Origin of the sequence: Thalassotalea marina, assembly GCF_014656435.1 — a bacterium.
Taxonomy (GTDB): domain Bacteria; phylum Pseudomonadota; class Gammaproteobacteria; order Enterobacterales; family Alteromonadaceae; genus Thalassotalea_C; species Thalassotalea_C marina.
Genome location: NZ_BNCK01000008.1, coordinates 216,802 through 233,024 on the forward strand (window position 1 = coordinate 216,802; position 16,223 = coordinate 233,024).

General features: G+C 38.5%; 16 protein-coding genes. 8 read left to right on the plus strand and 8 right to left on the minus strand.

The features are described from left to right. Positions 1-2: 2 nt before the first annotated feature. From IE199_RS17000 to IE199_RS17010, 3 genes are all read left to right on the plus strand, one after another. A complete protein-coding gene (locus IE199_RS17000) occupies positions 3-1,793 on the plus strand; it encodes a sodium:solute symporter family protein (protein WP_189772962.1) in 1,791 nt (596 codons plus the stop codon). A 109-nt stretch (positions 1,794-1,902) separates the two neighbouring features. Then, entirely contained in the window at positions 1,903-2,769 is an 867-nt protein-coding gene (locus IE199_RS17005) for a glucosamine kinase nucleotide-binding domain-containing protein (RefSeq protein ID WP_189772964.1), read from the plus strand. A 38-nt stretch (positions 2,770-2,807) separates the two neighbouring features. Then, positions 2,808-3,797 (plus strand): isoaspartyl peptidase/L-asparaginase family protein, encoded by a 990-nt coding sequence (locus tag IE199_RS17010; protein WP_189772966.1) that lies wholly within the window; start codon positions 2,808-2,810, stop codon positions 3,795-3,797. Between the two features lie 52 nt (positions 3,798-3,849). Here the strand turns inward: IE199_RS17010 and IE199_RS17015 are convergent, their stop codons facing one another. The 4 genes from IE199_RS17015 to sodB all read right to left on the minus strand — a co-directional run bounded on the left by IE199_RS17015 (position 3,850) and on the right by sodB (position 9,512). Next, a complete protein-coding gene (locus IE199_RS17015; protein ID WP_189772969.1) occupies positions 3,850-5,370 on the minus strand; it encodes a SpoVR family protein in 1,521 nt (506 codons plus the stop codon). A 28-nt stretch (positions 5,371-5,398) separates the two neighbouring features. Continuing rightward, positions 5,399-6,676, minus strand: a complete 1,278-nt coding sequence (locus IE199_RS17020) for a YeaH/YhbH family protein (protein WP_189772970.1) — start codon at positions 6,674-6,676, stop codon at positions 5,399-5,401. Positions 6,677-6,700: 24 nt separating this feature from the next. Then, positions 6,701-8,635 carry a PrkA family serine protein kinase gene (locus IE199_RS17025; RefSeq protein WP_189772973.1) on the minus strand — a complete coding sequence of 645 codons (1,935 nt, stop codon included), beginning with the start codon at positions 8,633-8,635 and terminating at the stop codon, positions 6,701-6,703. A 295-nt stretch (positions 8,636-8,930) separates the two neighbouring features. Then, positions 8,931-9,512, minus strand: coding sequence for a superoxide dismutase [Fe] (sodB, locus tag IE199_RS17030; protein ID WP_189772975.1), 582 nt, complete (start codon positions 9,510-9,512; stop codon positions 8,931-8,933). A 262-nt stretch (positions 9,513-9,774) separates the two neighbouring features. On the opposite strand from sodB, the gene IE199_RS17035 reads away from it, so the two are divergent. The 3 genes from IE199_RS17035 (at position 9,775) to IE199_RS17045 (ending at position 11,351) form a co-directional block, all read left to right on the plus strand. Beyond that, on the plus strand, positions 9,775-10,116 hold the full coding sequence (locus tag IE199_RS17035; RefSeq protein WP_189772977.1) for a Grx4 family monothiol glutaredoxin: 342 nt from the start codon (positions 9,775-9,777) through the stop codon (positions 10,114-10,116). Between the two features lie 89 nt (positions 10,117-10,205). Next, entirely contained in the window at positions 10,206-10,811 is a 606-nt protein-coding gene (locus IE199_RS17040; protein WP_189772979.1) for a peroxiredoxin, read from the plus strand. A 165-nt stretch (positions 10,812-10,976) separates the two neighbouring features. Then, on the plus strand, positions 10,977-11,351 hold the full coding sequence (locus IE199_RS17045) for a hypothetical protein (RefSeq protein WP_189772981.1): 375 nt from the start codon (positions 10,977-10,979) through the stop codon (positions 11,349-11,351). On the opposite strand, the gene rnt is transcribed toward IE199_RS17045, so the two are convergent. Continuing rightward, positions 11,348-12,028 (minus strand): ribonuclease T, encoded by a 681-nt coding sequence (gene rnt, locus IE199_RS17050; protein WP_189772982.1) that lies wholly within the window; start codon positions 12,026-12,028, stop codon positions 11,348-11,350. The two genes, IE199_RS17045 and rnt, sit on opposite strands and share 4 nt — an antisense overlap. 203 nt (positions 12,029-12,231) lie before the next feature. Here rnt and IE199_RS17055 point away from each other — a divergent pair, with 203 nt between their 5' ends. Next, positions 12,232-13,098 (plus strand): flagellar protein MotY, encoded by an 867-nt coding sequence (locus tag IE199_RS17055; protein ID WP_189772984.1) that lies wholly within the window; start codon positions 12,232-12,234, stop codon positions 13,096-13,098. A 123-nt stretch (positions 13,099-13,221) separates the two neighbouring features. On the opposite strand, the gene IE199_RS17060 is transcribed toward IE199_RS17055, so the two are convergent. The 3 genes from IE199_RS17060 to rrtA all read right to left on the minus strand — a co-directional run bounded on the left by IE199_RS17060 (position 13,222) and on the right by rrtA (position 15,515). Beyond that, positions 13,222-14,001 (minus strand): substrate-binding periplasmic protein, encoded by a 780-nt coding sequence (locus IE199_RS17060; protein ID WP_189772986.1) that lies wholly within the window; start codon positions 13,999-14,001, stop codon positions 13,222-13,224. Next, positions 13,998-14,798, minus strand: coding sequence for a substrate-binding periplasmic protein (locus tag IE199_RS17065; RefSeq protein ID WP_189772988.1), 801 nt, complete (start codon positions 14,796-14,798; stop codon positions 13,998-14,000). The genes IE199_RS17060 and IE199_RS17065 overlap by 4 nt, the downstream gene beginning before the upstream one ends. A gap of 93 nt (positions 14,799-14,891) precedes the next feature. Further along, positions 14,892-15,515 (minus strand): rhombosortase, encoded by a 624-nt coding sequence (rrtA, locus tag IE199_RS17070; protein WP_189772990.1) that lies wholly within the window; start codon positions 15,513-15,515, stop codon positions 14,892-14,894. A 102-nt stretch (positions 15,516-15,617) separates the two neighbouring features. On the opposite strand from rrtA, the gene IE199_RS17075 reads away from it, so the two are divergent. After that, positions 15,618-16,205, plus strand: coding sequence for a tRNA-uridine aminocarboxypropyltransferase (locus tag IE199_RS17075; protein ID WP_189772992.1), 588 nt, complete (start codon positions 15,618-15,620; stop codon positions 16,203-16,205). Positions 16,206-16,223 lie beyond the last annotated feature (18 nt).

Sequence of the window (16,223 nt, forward strand, 5' to 3'; positions counted from 1 at the left end):
TTTTGAATTTACACCTAATAGATATTCTTATCATCATAGGTTATTTGCTTGGCACGATAGCGATTGGTTTTTATTTGTCTAAAAAGGCAAGTAAAAGTATCAATGCTTATTTCCTCGGGGGTAAGAAGATTTCTTGGTGGGTGTTAGGTGTATCAAATGCATCGGGTATGTTTGATATTGCTGGCACGATGTGGTTGGTGTCGATGTGTTTCGTCTATGGGATGAAAAGTGCTTGGTTACCTTGGGTATGGCCTATTTTTAATCAAGTATTTTTAATGGTGTATTTGTCGGCCTGGTTAAGGCGCTCCAATGTGATGACGGGAGCTGAATGGTTACGTACACGTTTTGGAGATGGTCGAGGCACTGAATTATGCCATATTGCTGTTGTATTTTTCGCTGTAGTAAGTGCTATCGGCTTCATTTCGTATGCATTTATCGGTATTGGCAAATTTGCTGTTGTCTTTTTTCCATGGGATTTATCACCCAATACGTACGCATTATTGATATTTTTCTTTACCACCTTATATGTGGTGAAAGGTGGAATGTATAGCGTTGTTTTTACTGAGTTATTACAGTTTGTCATTATGACAATTGCCGCAATATCAGTGGGTATAATTTCCATGAATATGGTGAGTGCAGAAGCGCTTGATGCGGTAACGCCTGACGGTTGGAATGAGCTGTTTTTTGGCTGGCAGCTAGAATTAGACTGGACGGGCGTCATTGACTCAGTCAATCAAAAAATTTATCAAGATGGCTTTGGCCTGTTTGGCTTTTTCTTCATGATGATGGTATTTAAAGGGGTACTGTCAAGTTTAGCGGGTCCTGTGCCAAATTATGACATGCAAAGAATACTGGCGACCAAAAGCCCAAAAGATGCTGCTAAAATGAGCGCAATAGTGTCTCTTGTTATGTTTTTTCCGCGCTACATGATGGTGGCAGGGTTATCAGTTTTAGCACTTGTATACATGGGACCTAAAATTCAAACCAACAATGCAATATTTGATTTTGAACAAATTCTACCTTTCGCGATTAGTGAGTTAATGCCAGTTGGACTGGCAGGCTTGCTAATTGCGGGGCTACTGGCGGCTTTTATGTCAACCTATGCTGCTGCAGTAAACGCAGCGCCAGCATACATTGTTAATGACATATATAAAAAGCATATTAATCCCAATGCCGATAATCGTACTTATATTCAGATGAGTTATCTGGTCACAACTTTATTAGTGGTTGTTGGCATTGGTGTCGGTTTGTTGATTTCGTCTATTAACGACATCATGCAGTGGATTTTTGGCGCTTTGTTTGGTGGATATGCCGCTGCTAATATCCTTAAATGGCATTGGTGGCGCTTTAATGCGTATGGTTATTTTTATGGTTTAGTAGCAGGCCTGTTGGCTGCACTATTATTGCCTTTATTGTTTCCTGAGCTGCAACCACTTTATGCGTTTCCATTTTTGTTCTTAGCGGGCCTTATAGGCTCAATTTCAGGTACCTTGTTAACACCCGCAGAAAAGGATGAAGTGTTGATAGCATTTTATCAACAAGTTAGGCCGTGGGGCTGGTGGTCACCCATTCGTAAAAAAGTTAAACAGCGTAATCCTACTTTTGTGCAAAAAAGCCATTTTCAACGTGATGTTAGTAATGTAGTTGTCGGTATTGTCTGGCAATTAACACTTGTCGTTATTCCCATCTATCTGGTTATTAGAGAGTTTCATGCTATGTCGATTGCGATATCTTTGTTGGCATTTACTTCATTTATCTTGAAAAAAAATTGGTACGACAAATTAGAAAATTGAGCGCAGTAGTAACTTTAAGAGAGTGCTCAAAAATAATCTCTATAGAAGAGTTGACTAGTAAATGTATTAGCGAGTTGATTTTAATGATAAACATAGAAGTGAGAAAAGAGTGACCGATATAATATTTGCTGGCGTTGATGGTGGTGCAACTAATTGCCGTGTACGTATTGAAAACGACCGAGGTGAGCTGCTTGGCTTAGGGTATGGTGGAACAGCTAACCCTTCTCATGGCGTTAAAACAGTTACTGATTCTATTATGATGGCAGTTACGGAGGCAATGAGGAATGCTGACTTACCATCACATCGTATTTCTTCGTTAGTTGTTGGCGCAGGTTTGGCTGGCTTACATTTACCAAAATATCAAGTATTGATGGATAGTTGGGTACACCCCTTTAAATCTTTGGTGTTAACAGATGACTTAACTACCGCTTTATATGGTGCACATGCAGGTGAAGACGGTGCCTTGATAATTGCCGGAACGGGTTTTAGTGCTAAAGCTATGGTGCAAGGGAATGAGACATTAATTGGAGGACAAGGCTTTTTAATGGGGGATTATTGCAGTGGCGCATGGCTTGGTTTTCAAGCAGTACAAAAAGTGATTTTGGCACAAGATGGTTTATCTGCCCCCACCTTGTTAACAGAGTTAATTCAAGAACACCTTGGATCGCCACAAATTGCTGAACACTTAATTGGCGCTAAAGCGGTTGAATACGGTAGGATGGCGCCATTGGTATTTCTAGCTGCGTCTTCTGGCGATCAAATCGCAAATAGAATACTTGATAAGAGTGCTTCCTTTATTGATAAAGTAGCTGAGAAATTACTAGCAACGAACCCACCACGTTTATCCATTACAGGTGGTGTTGCAGAGCAAATTACAACAAGGCTCGCACCAACGACTATACAGCAACTAAAGCCGATGAGGCTCTGTGCAGAGCAAGGGGCTATTTGTTTTATGAAAACTCAGCTTGGTCAGTAAAATTGCTTAGATAACAATAAAATTCAGGGAGTTAATATATGAATAGCAAAAGACAATTTTTAAAGTTCTCACTTTTTTCAACGGCGGTAGCTTCAAGCGTTACTTCCTTTACGGGTGCGGTGGCTGCTACTCGCAAGTCAGGTAATAAACCAAATAAACCTATCGTTATTTCTACCTGGCAACATGGTATTGCAGCAAACAAACAGGCATGGACGGTGTTGGAAGAAAACGGTAAGGCAATAGATGCAGTAGAGTCAGGTGTTCGTGTTCCTGAAGCAGATCCAAACGTGATGACTGTAGGTTATGGAGGATATCCCGATAGAGAAGGACACGTCACGCTTGATGCTTGCATCATGGATGAAAACCAAAATTGTGGCTCGGTTGCGTATTTAAAACACATAAAACACCCGATTTCGGTAGCAAGACTTGTTATGGATAAAACGCCACATGTTATGCTCGCTGGCCAAGGAGCTTTAGATTTTGCTTTGTCACAAGGATTTAAAAAAGAAAACTTACTAACAGATAAGGCAGAACGAGCTTGGAAAGAGTGGCTTAAAGAATCAAAATATGCGCCAGTAATCAATATAGAAAATCACGACACCATTGGTATGTTAGCGTTAGATAAACATGGCGATTTATCTGGGGCTTGTACTACTAGCGGCGCTGCTTTTAAAATGGCGGGGCGAATTGGGGACTCTCCTATTATCGGTGCCGGCCTATATGTTGATAACGAAGTAGGGGCTGCTACCGCGACAGGTATGGGCGAGTTAATGATTAAAACGGTTGGCTGTCATTTAGTTGTAGAGATGATGAGACAAGGGTTGAGCCCGCAACAGGCTTGTCAAAAAGCGGTTGAAAGAATAGCGACGAAGCTGGGTGATTATAAGTCATTTCAAGTTGGCTTTATCGCGCTAAACAAACAAGGAGAGTACGGCTCTTATTGTATTCAACCGGGGTTTGATTATGCCGTGACGGATGTTAAAGGCACCACGTTAATTGATGCGCCAAGTATTCTTGCTTCTTCCTGACATTAGTTGGGCATGTAACTTATGTTAGTTTTGTATAGAAAAGGCGAGCTTGTTAGCTCGCCTTTTCTGTATTGACTTCAGGGATAGGGCATTGTGCAATGATTACGGGTTTACCCTCATCATTATCTTCAACAAGTTTGACATCAAATTGCCACAAATAATAAAGATGTTTCAAAACTTCATGTTTTGAGTCGGCAAGTGGTATTTCATTATGCCTTGTATATTTTAGTGTTAATGAACGATCACCTTGGATATCAGCATTAATCACTTGGATGTTCGGTTCAAGGTTACTTAAGTTATATTGATTTGATAATGCTGCACGTATGCTGTGATAACCTGCTTCATTATGTATAGCTGATATTTCGATGAAGTTTTCTTTATCATCGTCATGAATGTGAAATAGTTTAAAATCGCGCATCAACTTAGGTGATAAAAACTGACTGATAAAACTTTCGTCTTTAAAGTTTTCCATGGCAAAGTGAACTGTGTCTAGCCAATCTTTACCTGCAATTTCTGGAAACCACTTTTTGTCCTCTTCGGTCGGTTCTTGGCAAATTCGTTTAATGTCCATAAACATGTTAAAGCCCAACGCATAAGGATTAATACCTGAATAATACGGGCTATTGTATTCGGGTTGTGCGACAACATTGGTATGACTATGCAAAAACTCCATCATAAAGTTGTCGCTGACTAAGCCTTCGTCATACAGGTGATTTAATATGGTGTAATGCCAAAAACAAGCCCAACCCTCGTTCATTACTTGGGTTTGCTTTTGCGGGTAAAAATATTGAGAAATTTTTCGAACAATTCGAACGATTTCACGTTGCCATGGTTTTAATAACGGCGCGTTTTTTTCAATGAAATATAAAATGTTTTCTTGTGGCTCAGAAGGAAAGTTTAGCGTCTCTGTTTTGGTTTTTTTCACCGCTTCAGGCAGGGTTCTCCATAACATGTTCACTTGAGACTGCATATACTCAGCACGCAATTTCTGCCTTTTTTTCTCTTCGGTCATTGACACTTTTTGTGGGCGTTTATAGCGATCAACACCATGCGCCATCAAGGCATGACACGCATCTAAACAGGCTTCAACTTCATCTACGCCATATTTGTTTTCACACTCTGCAATATAGTTTTTGGCAAATAAAAGGTAATCAATAATCGAACTGGCATCAGTCCATGATTGAAATAAATAATTTCCCTTAAAAAAACTATTATGGCCATAACAGGCGTGAGCCATCACTAAAGCCTGCATAGTGATAGAATTTTCTTCCATTAAATATGAGATACAAGGATCTGAATTAATCACAATCTCATAAGCTAAGCCCATTTGTCCGCGCTTATATGTCTGTTCGGTTTGAATGAATTTTTTGCCAAAAGTCCAGTGGTTATAGCCTATTGGCATACCGACACTGGCGTAAGCATCCATCATTTGTTCAGCAGTAATAACTTCAATTTGGTTTTTATAGGTATCTAAACGATAGTGCTCTGCCACACGAGCAATTTCTGCTTGGTATTGTTCAAGCAGTTCAAACGTCCAGTCTGGTCCATCTGCTAGCTTCTTACGTCGAGGCATAAAATTCTCCTGTTAAAAACCTAAATGGTTACGCTACTTGTTTGGTATTTTTTTTGAAAAGCTCTCTAAAAACGGGGTAAATATCCTCCACGGATTTTATATGCTGCATAGCAAAATGTGGTGTGGTATCAGCGACTTTTTGGTATTGTTGCCAAAGCGTTTGATGAGCGCGTTGCGTTATTTCTATGTAAGCGAAATAGCGGCATAGGGGTAATAAGTCTTGGGTCATCAATTTATAACAATAGGGCGAGTCGTCAGCCCAATTATCACCATCAGATGCTTGAGCTCCATAAATATTCCATTCTCTGGGGTTATATCGCTCATCAATAACTTTTATCATTAACTCCAAGGCGCTAGAAGCTATTGTTCCACCTGTCTCCTGAGAGTAGAAAAACTCTTGTTCATCAACTTCTTTTGCTTGCGTATGATGACGGATATAAACCACATCGATGGTTTTGTATGTTCTCGTTAGAAAAAGATACAGTAAGATATAAAAGCGCTTTGCCATGTCTTTAGTTGCCTGGTCCATTGAGCCAGAAACATCCATTAGACAAAACATTACAGCTTTTGAAGTTGGCACTGGTTGTTTTGCGTAATTACGAAACCGTAAATCAAAAGTATCAATGAAAGGAACCGCGGCTATTTTTGACTTTAAATCGACAATGTCTTGTTGCAACTTTTTCTCTTGCGCAACATGATCATGTGGGTCCTTTTCCAATGCTTCTAATTGTTGTTCAAGCGCTTTTAATTCTTTGCGTTTCGAAGAGGTCATCGCAATACGACGAGCTATTGAGCCTTGTAGCGATTTAACAATGTCGATGTTTGCTGGTACCCCCTGAGTACAATAACCTGAACGTACTGTTTTATAGTCAACCAATTTGTCCAACTGGTTTTTTTCTAAATTGGGCAATTCAAGGTCTTCAAACAACAAATTAAGATATTCATCTTTAGAAATAGAGAAGACAAAGTCATCTTGACCTTCTCCAGAATCACTGGCTTCACCTTGGCCTGAGCCTTGTCCTCCTTGCTGAGGAGGACGTTTGATTTTATCGCCAGCAGAATATTGGTCATTACCAGGGTGAATTCGGTCTCTGACGCCGCCTTTGCCTTGGTGAAAAATGGGCTCCGACATGTCTTTTTTTGGAATAGTAACATTTTCGCCACTTTCAACATCAGTCACACCGCGTTGATTAATCGCCTCTTCGACAGATTTTTTAATCTGTGATTTGTAACGCCTGATAAAGCGCTGCCTATTGACGGTGCTTTTGTTTTTACTATTGAGGCGTCTATCAATAAAATTTGCCATGCAATTTACCTCAGTTGCTAATCCTTAAGACGACTTCCTAACACGCAAGTACCATTCAGAAAGCAAACGCACTTGTTTTTTGGTGTAGCCTTTGGTCATCATACGTTTGACAAAATCATCGTGTTTTTGTTGATCGTCAGTTGATGTTTTAGCATTAAATGAAATAACTGGTAGCAAGTCTTCGGTATTGGAGAACATCTTTTTCTCGATGACAGTGCGCAGTTTTTCATAACTGGTCCAATTCGGATTTTTACCTTTGTTATTGGCTCTTGCTCTTAAGACAAAATTAACAATTTCGTTTCTAAAGTCTTTTGGATTACTAATACCAGCTGGCTTTTCTATTTTTTCTAGTTCGTTATTTAACGCTTCTCTATCAAATAATTGGCCGGTTTCTGTGTCTCGATATTCTTGATCTTGGATCCAAAAGTCAGCGTACGTGACATAACGATCAAATATATTCTGGCCATATTCTGAGTATGATTCTAAATAAGCTGTTTGTATTTCTTTACCAATGAAATCAATATACTGTGGTGTTAAATACTCTTTAATAAAAGTAAGGTAACGTTCAGATGTTTCCTTGGGCAGTTGTTCTCTTTCTATTTGCTGTTCAAGAACATAGAACAAATGAACAGGGTTAGCAGCAACCTCCATATGGTCAAAGTTAAAAACTCGCGACAATATTTTGAATGCAAAGCGAGTAGACAGGCCCGACATGCCTTCGTCTACACCTGCGTAGTCTCGATACTCCTGGTAAGATTTAGCTTTAGGGTCAGTATCTTTTAAGCTTTCACCGTCATAAACGCGCATTTTCGAATAAATGCTGGAGTTTTCAGGCTCTTTTAATCGAGAAAGTACAGAAAACTGTGCCAATGTTTCCAATGTGTCTGGTGCACATTGTGCGTTTGCTAGCTCAGAATTTTTGAGTAATTTTTCATAGATTTTAACTTCTTCTGAAATTCTCATGCAGTACGGGACTTTAACGATATAAACTCGGTCTAAAAATGCCTCGTTATTTTTGTTGTTTCTAAAGGTTTGCCATTCTGATTCGTTTGAATGCGCTAATAAAATACCGTCAAAGGGTAGTGCAGATAACCCTTCAGTTGGATTGTAATTTCCTTCTTGAGTAGCTGTTAATAAAGGATGTAGCACTTTTATTGGTGCTTTAAACATTTCAACAAATTCCATCAAGCCTTGGTTTGCTCGACAAAGTGCCCCAGAGTAGCTGTAGGCGTCAGGATCGTTTTGTGCAAAATGCTCAAGTTGACGAATGTCAACCTTACCCACCAAGCTAGAAATATCTTGGTTGTTGTCATCGCCTGGCTCAGTTTTGGCGATAGCAATTTGGTCTAAAATTGACGGGTACACTTTAACTACTTCAAACTTTGAAATATCACCTTTAAATTCATGCAAACGTTTAGCAACCCAAGGTGACATGATGGTATTTAAATAGCGCTCTGGAATGTTGTATTCATCCATCAATATTTTACCGTCAGCGTTTTTGTCAAATAAGCAAAAAGGATGGTCATTTACTGGGCTACGTACCCCATTGGCACTTAACACGTAGATCGCTTCTTGCTGCATTAAGGCTTTTAGTTTTTCAGCTAGAGAAGATTTACCACCACCAACAGGCCCCAATAAATACAATATTTGTTTTTGTTCTTCCAAGCCTTGTGAGGCATGCTTGAGGTACGAAACAATCTGTTCGATTGCCTCCTCCATACCAAAAAATTCTTTAAAGGCAGGGTATCTAGAAATTACACGGTTGGAAAAAATGCGACTCAATCTGGGATCAGATGAGGTGTCTATCATTTCAGGCTCGCCAATGGCCGATAATAACCTTTCAGCAGCACTAGCATAAGCCATTTTATTATCACGACAGATAGCAAGAAAATCTTGAATTGAACATGACTCTTCTTGTAGTTCATCGTAGCGTGATTGATAGTGTTGAAAAATACTCATAACCGTCTCCATAGAATAATTGCGCACATAAATGCACTTTAGCCACAAGGTCGCAAATCAGAGCTGACAAGTAATTCATCACTTGCGCCAACACATCTATTGTTTGCTAAGGCATTTACTTAACCATAAATTCAAAAAGTCCTAATGTAAGCTTAGTACGAAATTTAGCTGTTGCTGCAAATTATTTAGACAAAAAATGTAACGAGGGTAATAAATTATAAAAAGGTGCTGGAAAGAGGGCATAAAAAAAGCCAGCACAAATATTGGCTGGCTTTAAAAATTAATTTAGCAGAAATTAAGCGAAGTTTGCTGAAGCAAATTCCCAGTTAATTAATGCCCAAAAAGCTTCCATGTAGCTAGGGCGTAAATTACGGTAATCGATATAGTAAGCATGTTCCCATAAATCAACTGTCATCAATGGAGTTACGCCATCTTCAGTTAATGGTGTTGCAGCATTTGATGTGTTAACAATGTCTAAGCTACCGTCAGCAGTTTTTACTAACCAAGTCCAGCTAGAACCGAAGTTGTTTACTGCCTTGTCGTTAAATGCTGCTTTAAACGCTTCAAATGAACCAAATTTTGCATTGATTGCGTCAGCTAATGCACCAGTAGGCTCACCACCACCGTTAGGGCTTAAGCTGTTCCAGTAGAAAGTGTGGTTCCAAATTTGAGCAGCGTTATTAAAAACACCACCTTCAGAAGTTTTAACAATTTCTTCTAAAGACTTACCTTCGAAATCAGTACCTTCGATTAAACCGTTTAATTTAACTACGTATGTGTTGTGATGTTTACCATAATGAAACTCTAAAGTTTCTTGTGAGATATGAGGTGCAAGTGCATCCATTGCATATGGTAATGCAGGTAATTCAATAGCCATTTATATTCTCCGGGAATTGATTAGAAAGAATTATTTTGCCCTAAACCAAATTTAGTGGTTTGTTTTTATAAAAATCCGAGTAAAATACTCAAGTATTTTTAAGCTATGCATAGTGTACTCAAATTTATAGGTATTACTAGCCTATATTTCAAGGCTAAGCCCTTTTATTTAAAAAATTTTATTATTAGTTGTTTCCGCATTGAATAATGCTGAAACAAGCACCATATGCGTAGCATTGGCTATGATTAATCGAGGTTTAAAAATGGAAACAGTAGAGCGTATAAAGCAGCAAATCGCAGAAAATAGCATTTTACTATACATGAAGGGCTCTCCTAAGTTACCAAGTTGTGGTTTTTCTGCTCAAGCATCTCAAGCATTGATGTCTTGTGGTGAAAAATTTGCTTATGTAGATATTTTACAAAATCCAGATATTCGCGCTGAACTACCAGCATATGCAGACTGGCCAACGTTTCCTCAATTGTGGGTTGAAGGTGAGCTAGTTGGCGGTTGTGACATTATTCTTGAGATGTTTCAACAAGGTGAGTTACAGCCATTGATCAAAGAAGCAGCAGAGCGTGCTGCAACTAATGAAGATCAAGAATAAATTTAATTTAAACCAAGAGTTGAAAATACACGTAGCGCCTCAATACTTATTGGGGTATTACAAACATACATATAACATTGGAGAATAAAATGAGTGTATTAGTGGGCCGTCCGGCACCTGACTTTACAGCTGCAGCAGTTTTAGGTAGTGGTGAAATCGTTGATAACTTCACGTTATCAGAAGCAATTAAAGGCAAAAAAGCAGTTGTATTTTTCTATCCGTTAGACTTCACATTTGTTTGTCCATCAGAGCTTATCGCATTTGATCACCGCTTTGAAGAATTCAAAAGCCGCGGTGTAGAAGTAATCGGTGTTTCTATCGATTCTCAATTTTCTCACAACGCATGGCGTAACACGCCAGTAAACGAAGGTGGTATTGGTCCAGTTCAATACACATTAGTTGCTGACGTTAAACACGAAATCTGTCAAGCATACGACGTTGAGCATCCAGAAGCTGGTGTTGCTTTCCGTGGTTCTTTCTTAATTGATGAAGAAGGTAATGTTCGTCATCAAGTAGTTAACGACCTTCCATTAGGCCGTAACGTTGATGAAATGTTACGTATGGTTGATGCTTTACAATTCCACCAAGAGCACGGTGAAGTATGTCCTGCTGGTTGGAACAAAGGTGACAAAGGCATGACTGCATCTCCAGACGGCGTTGCTTCATACCTAACAGACAATGCTGACAAACTATAAGTTGTAGTGAATTAGTATAGAAAAGGCCGCAACAGCGGCCTTTTTTCTGCTCTAAATAAATGTCGTTACATGTACCAATAAAAATTATGTGCGATAAATCAAATTATTGCATTTTTGCACTTTGTACTAAGCTTAGCTTAACAAGGCATTGATTTAGGTAGAAAGATGGAGTTACCGCGTGTTGTATATGAAAACCTTCCTTATGGCTATTTTTTAGCCAGTGGCGCTTTGTTTTCCTTAGGGGATAGTTGGCCACTATTGTTTTCAGGGGCGGTTTTTTATTTGGCTGCTTGTATCGTACTGGTGCAACGCTCAGCTCATCGCAGGCGCGATAAGTATAAACATAAACAAAAGCGTGTTTGGCTACCAGAGCTTATTTACGAATTTTTACCTTACGCATTTAGCGCCGTTGGTATTTTATTATTAATGATTTCTAACAGTAACATAGTGCAATTTATTGCGTTTAGCCTGATGATTTGGGCAATTCGTAATCTTATCTGTCGGCACAATAACCGTACACGCAAACAGGGCTTGTTTTAATCCTCAGTGGGTATTGGTTCAACAGGCCAACCACCCAAGGTCTGCCACTTATTTAAAATAAAACAAAATAATTCTGCTGTTTTTTCAGTGTCATATAGCGCTGAGTGCGCCTCTTTATTATTAAAATCTAACCCCGCAGCTTCACAAGCTTTGGCTAACACGGTTTGACCTAGCGCTAGGCCTGAAAGCGTCGTGGTATCAAAGCTTACAAAGGGATGAAATGGGGAACGTTTAATGTTACATCTTTCAATCGCAGCATTTAAAAAACCTAAATCAAAAGCGGCATTGTGAGCAACAATAATGGCACGTTTGCAGCCTACTGCTTTCATCTTCTTTCGAACAGTTTTAAATATTTCTTTTAATGCATGGCTTTCATCAACCGCGCCTCTAAGAGGGTTCGTTGGATCGATGCCAGTAAACTCTAAAGCCGCAGGCTCTAAATTTGCTCCTTCAAAAGGCTCAACATTAAAGTGCTGGGTTTGATCGAGAGAAAACAGTCCTGTTGTTTCATCAAAGTTTAGCGTGCTTGCCGCTATTTCAAGTAAAGCATCAGTTTGAGCGTTAAATCCAGCGGTTTCTACGTCAATCACTACGGGAAAATAACCGCGAAAGCGATCTGTATAGTTATATTTATTTGAGTTTTCAGTAGATGGTTGTGTTGCGCTTTCGCCACTCATATTTAAACTTTATTTTTGCTTTTTGAAGATGCGCGCATTATGTCAGAAATTAATGTTGAAAACTAACGGAACACAGTAATAATTAATAATGAACCAAATTATTGCTAGCTAAATGTACAATTGTCAGCGAAAATAAAATTAATGTTAAAGGAAGCAGCAGTATTGCCGATAGATAAAATAAGCTTAATTACTGATTGATCGATATGAAAAAACTACTTCTTGCAATTTCTCTCTCTGTATTTGTGTCGCAAGCAAGCGCGGGTATACGTCAGTACCAAGCAGATCTATCTAATTCAAGTTGGCAGTTAAAAGACGACTCTCGATTACAATGTACCTTATCTCACAATATTCCTAATTATGGTGAGGCAAAGTTTTTTGCTAAAGCCAATCGTAATACCAACATGATGTTTGAGCTTGATATGCTCAATTTGCCCGACAATTATTCATTGGCAGAAGTAAGGTCAATAGCACCTTCATGGCGACCTGGCATAGGCGGACGAACTTTAGCAAACATGAAGTTGCACAAGCAATTTTCTCCAGATTTACCTAAAAAAGTCGCTTGGACCATGTTAACAGAACTTGAGAAAGGCATGAGTCCTACCTTTTATTATGATGATTGGTACAACGATGCCGATAAAATTTCGGTTGGCTTATCATCTTCTAAGTTTCATAAAGCTTATCAAAAGTTTGTTGGTTGCGTTGGCCGATTACTAAATTACAGTTTTGATGACATTGCTTATACGGTGTTAAATTTTGAGTTTGGCTCAGATAAATTCACAAAAGCGTCTAAACGAAAAATTAATATGATTAGGGACTACCTATCTTTAGATCAAGATTTAGAATTAGTACTAATTGACGGTTTTTCCGATAGCTGGGGTGCAAGAAATACAAACTTAAAAACCTCTCAGAAAAGAGCTGAAAAAATTCGTCAGTACTTTATTGAGAATGGTATCGACCCTACTAGAATAGAAGCCAAAGGCTACGGTGAAAATCGCCACATTGCATCAAATGATACCGTATTAGGGCGAGCTAAAAATAGGCGAGTAGTTATCCGAATGGAAAAGCCTTAAATACTGTGGTTAACCTAGAATAAACTTTGATAAAACGCCCTTAATTAGGGCGTTTTTTTCTTAACCTCTTGTTTGTATATAAATAGTAGTACCTAGAAACGCATTTTTTATGCGAAGTTGAGGTTACTTACTTGGCTCTGCATTTGGCAAATACTGCTGCCACCGCTCAAATATTTTTTGATAACTTCCATCACGTTTTAAGTCGATTAATGCTTGTTCAAGTTTTGACAATACATTTTTGTCGGTATCTTTGTTACAGGCTAAATAAAAATTTAACGGCAAATCTGGCATTTCAAATAATCGCGATATTTTCGACATATCTATATTGGCTAACCTCGCGCGGTAATGAATTGTAATGTCGTCGGCTACAATTAAGTCAATATCATCACGGCTGGTTAACAACTTAAGTAAAGAACTCGTATTTTCTACAACATACAGATTTTCACCATCTTTAAAGCCACTTTTAAGCAGTGCTTGATGTGTAATATCGTCTTTTATTACTGCTGCGGTATATTGTTGCGCTTCTTCGATACTTTTTAACTGATAAGGTGGGTGTCCTTTGGCGCCAAAAATCACCATATTCGTATTGGTAATATTGCCAACCCAATGAAAAAGAGGCTCTCTAAACGCCAATCGAGCAATAGAGTAAATACAAACCCCTTTACGCTGCAGTGTTAAGTTGTATGAGCGAGTCCAAGAATTGATAGATAAACTATACGGAATATCGGCCCGCTTAAATACTTCTTTGACAACTTCAGTACTGAACCCTTCAATTTTCCCTTGAGTATATACCTGATAGGGCGGAAGGGATTCTGTCACGATATGAATCGGCCTTTGTACTGTTGTTGGAACTTGTTGGTTAGCCAATAACATACTGCTTAATAAAAATAGGCTATAACTCATTGAATAATGTCCTTGCCATCGGGGACTAGTTGTTTCCACTCATGTGATATTTTTTGATATTGACCTGACTTTCTAATCGCAGCAAAGCCACTTTTTATCGCTTGTATGGTTTCTTTGCTTGTTTCTAAGTTACACGCCAAATAAAAATCAAGTGGTGATTGGTTTACCTTTAAATATACGGCGAATTGTGATGGTGCAATATCGTTGTACAGTGCTCTGTAGGTAACCGTTAAATTGTCTGCAAGGATCAAGTCAATGTTTGTTCTCAATACTAACAGTTTTAATAGAGATTGCGTATTGTTCACGACGTATAAATTTTTAAACTCTTTGAAGCCTTTAGCTAACAATAATTGATGTGTCACGTCATCTTTTAGCACCGCGACTTTATAACGCTTGGCGTCTTCGACACTTTTAATATCGATATCAGTTCGACTTTTTAAACCAATAAAATGGCTGTTGGTTTGAGTTAACACATCAACCCAATGAAACAGCTGTTCACGCTGAGGCGTGCGTGCAATGGAATAAATGCAAGTATTGGGACGTTCTTGCGCCAGATTGTAGGCACGACTCCATGGATATACGATATAACTGGCATTTATGTCAGTTTCTGATACTGCTGCCTTTAATAGTTCAGTTGCAAAGCCTGATACTTGTCCTTGTTGAGCTATTTGAAAAGGAGGAAGGTGTTCAGTGACAAAAATGACATTATTTGATAAAGATGCTTTCGCGTGACAAGCACCAGAATAGATTAAACACAAATAAACAAAGAGGGGATAAAAATTATTCTTTTTGATCAAGATCCTTTTCCTTAAACATCTTTGTTTCTTTGCTCAATAAGTGAGGAACATCTCTTTGTGAGTTAATAACAGTGTTTAAACTAAAGGTTATATCTATTTGTGAAGTTTTGCTAAGTAAATGCGATAAAGTGTATGTAAAAAGAAATAAACAATGCCAGCACACATGCCAAACAAATGCGCGTTGATCGCAACATCTGCCTCAATTAACTGCTTGAGAGAATCAGTAGCACCGTATGTTTGCTCGTGTAACACTTTCAATATCACGCCAATAAAGAGCAGGTAACCGGTTTTATCGTTGTGCTTGATATCAAATAAAGCACCAAGTACAAAAAGCCCGTGTAAAACACCAGAAAGGCCAACATAAAAAAGCATATTAGGTGTAAAAAGAAAAATACCTAGGCTTACTGCAGCGGCGGTAAAAATATAGAAGGCCAATAATAATAAAGGTGAATAAAATTTGTTATGCAACAAAGCTAACAGTACCAAAGCGGCCAAATTTAACCATAAGTGATAACTGTTGGTATGCAGTAAGTGGCCGGTAAATATACGCCAATATTGTCCTTGTTGAACCTCAATTTTATTGTATTCAAGTACAGGTGTTAGCGCAGGTAGGAAATGCAGTAAAACAACCATAAGCCCGAAAAATAGAAAAGGCCAAAACAAGCATGCAGACTTAAATAGAGAATACCATGTCACTCGAAGTTTAAAGTTAACCAAACGTATTTGTCCTTTTTATGTTATTTTGATACTGTCGCGCCGATATTCGTTTGGATAACTAAAAAATCGTAACAAATTTAAGGTGACCGAGAGATTTTATCTATGACAAGAGCGATATGCAATCACTGTGAAAGACCTATAATAACTTGTATTTGTTGCTATTTTACGCAAACGGCGAACAAGGTGAATATTATCGTATTGCAACACCCCTCTGAAGTTAAACAAACGAAGGGCAGTGTAGCGCTACTTAAACATTCATTATCAAATTGTACGGTGTTTGTTGGTGAAGACTTTACAGGACATCAGCAGTTGCAAACTTTAATTAAATTATATGCTGATGATCTAGCCTTGCTATACCCAAGTGAAGATGCAGAAGAGTTAACAGGAAGCAATTATGTGCTCGGTCGGTCAAATAAACCACTATCTACTTTAATCGTTTTAGATGGTACGTGGAAAAAGGCGTACAAATTATTTCAATTGAACCCGTTTTTACATCAGCTCACTCATGTTAAGTTAGCTAATAATGTTGAAAGTCTTTACGCTGTGCGCAAAACAAATAAAGTCGGCGGGTTGTCGACGCTAGAGGCGTGTTGTCATGCTTTAGCTTGTCTTGAAGGCGATGATAATAAGTATCAAAAATTATTGAAGAATTTTGTTGAATTTAATGAAATGCAGTTAGCGTTTCGTTAGTTATAAAAGGAGCATGTG

Coding starts and splice junctions, on each gene's coding strand:
- IE199_RS17010 (WP_189772966.1), top strand. CDS start 2,808: ATGAATAGCAAAAGACAATTTTTAAAGTTCTCACTTTTTTCAACGGCG.
- IE199_RS17015 (WP_189772969.1), bottom strand. CDS start 5,370: ATGCCTCGACGTAAGAAGCTAGCAGATGGACCAGACTGGACGTTTGAA.
- IE199_RS17020 (WP_189772970.1), bottom strand. CDS start 6,676: ATGGCAAATTTTATTGATAGACGCCTCAATAGTAAAAACAAAAGCACC.
- IE199_RS17025 (WP_189772973.1), bottom strand. CDS start 8,635: ATGAGTATTTTTCAACACTATCAATCACGCTACGATGAACTACAAGAA.
- sodB (WP_189772975.1), bottom strand. CDS start 9,512: ATGGCTATTGAATTACCTGCATTACCATATGCAATGGATGCACTTGCA.
- IE199_RS17035 (WP_189772977.1), top strand. CDS start 9,775: ATGGAAACAGTAGAGCGTATAAAGCAGCAAATCGCAGAAAATAGCATT.
- IE199_RS17040 (WP_189772979.1), top strand. CDS start 10,206: ATGAGTGTATTAGTGGGCCGTCCGGCACCTGACTTTACAGCTGCAGCA.
- IE199_RS17045 (WP_189772981.1), top strand. CDS start 10,977: ATGGAGTTACCGCGTGTTGTATATGAAAACCTTCCTTATGGCTATTTT.
- rnt (WP_189772982.1), bottom strand. CDS start 12,028: ATGAGTGGCGAAAGCGCAACACAACCATCTACTGAAAACTCAAATAAA.
- IE199_RS17055 (WP_189772984.1), top strand. CDS start 12,232: ATGAAAAAACTACTTCTTGCAATTTCTCTCTCTGTATTTGTGTCGCAA.
- IE199_RS17060 (WP_189772986.1), bottom strand. CDS start 14,001: ATGAGTTATAGCCTATTTTTATTAAGCAGTATGTTATTGGCTAACCAA.
- IE199_RS17075 (WP_189772992.1), top strand. CDS start 15,618: ATGACAAGAGCGATATGCAATCACTGTGAAAGACCTATAATAACTTGT.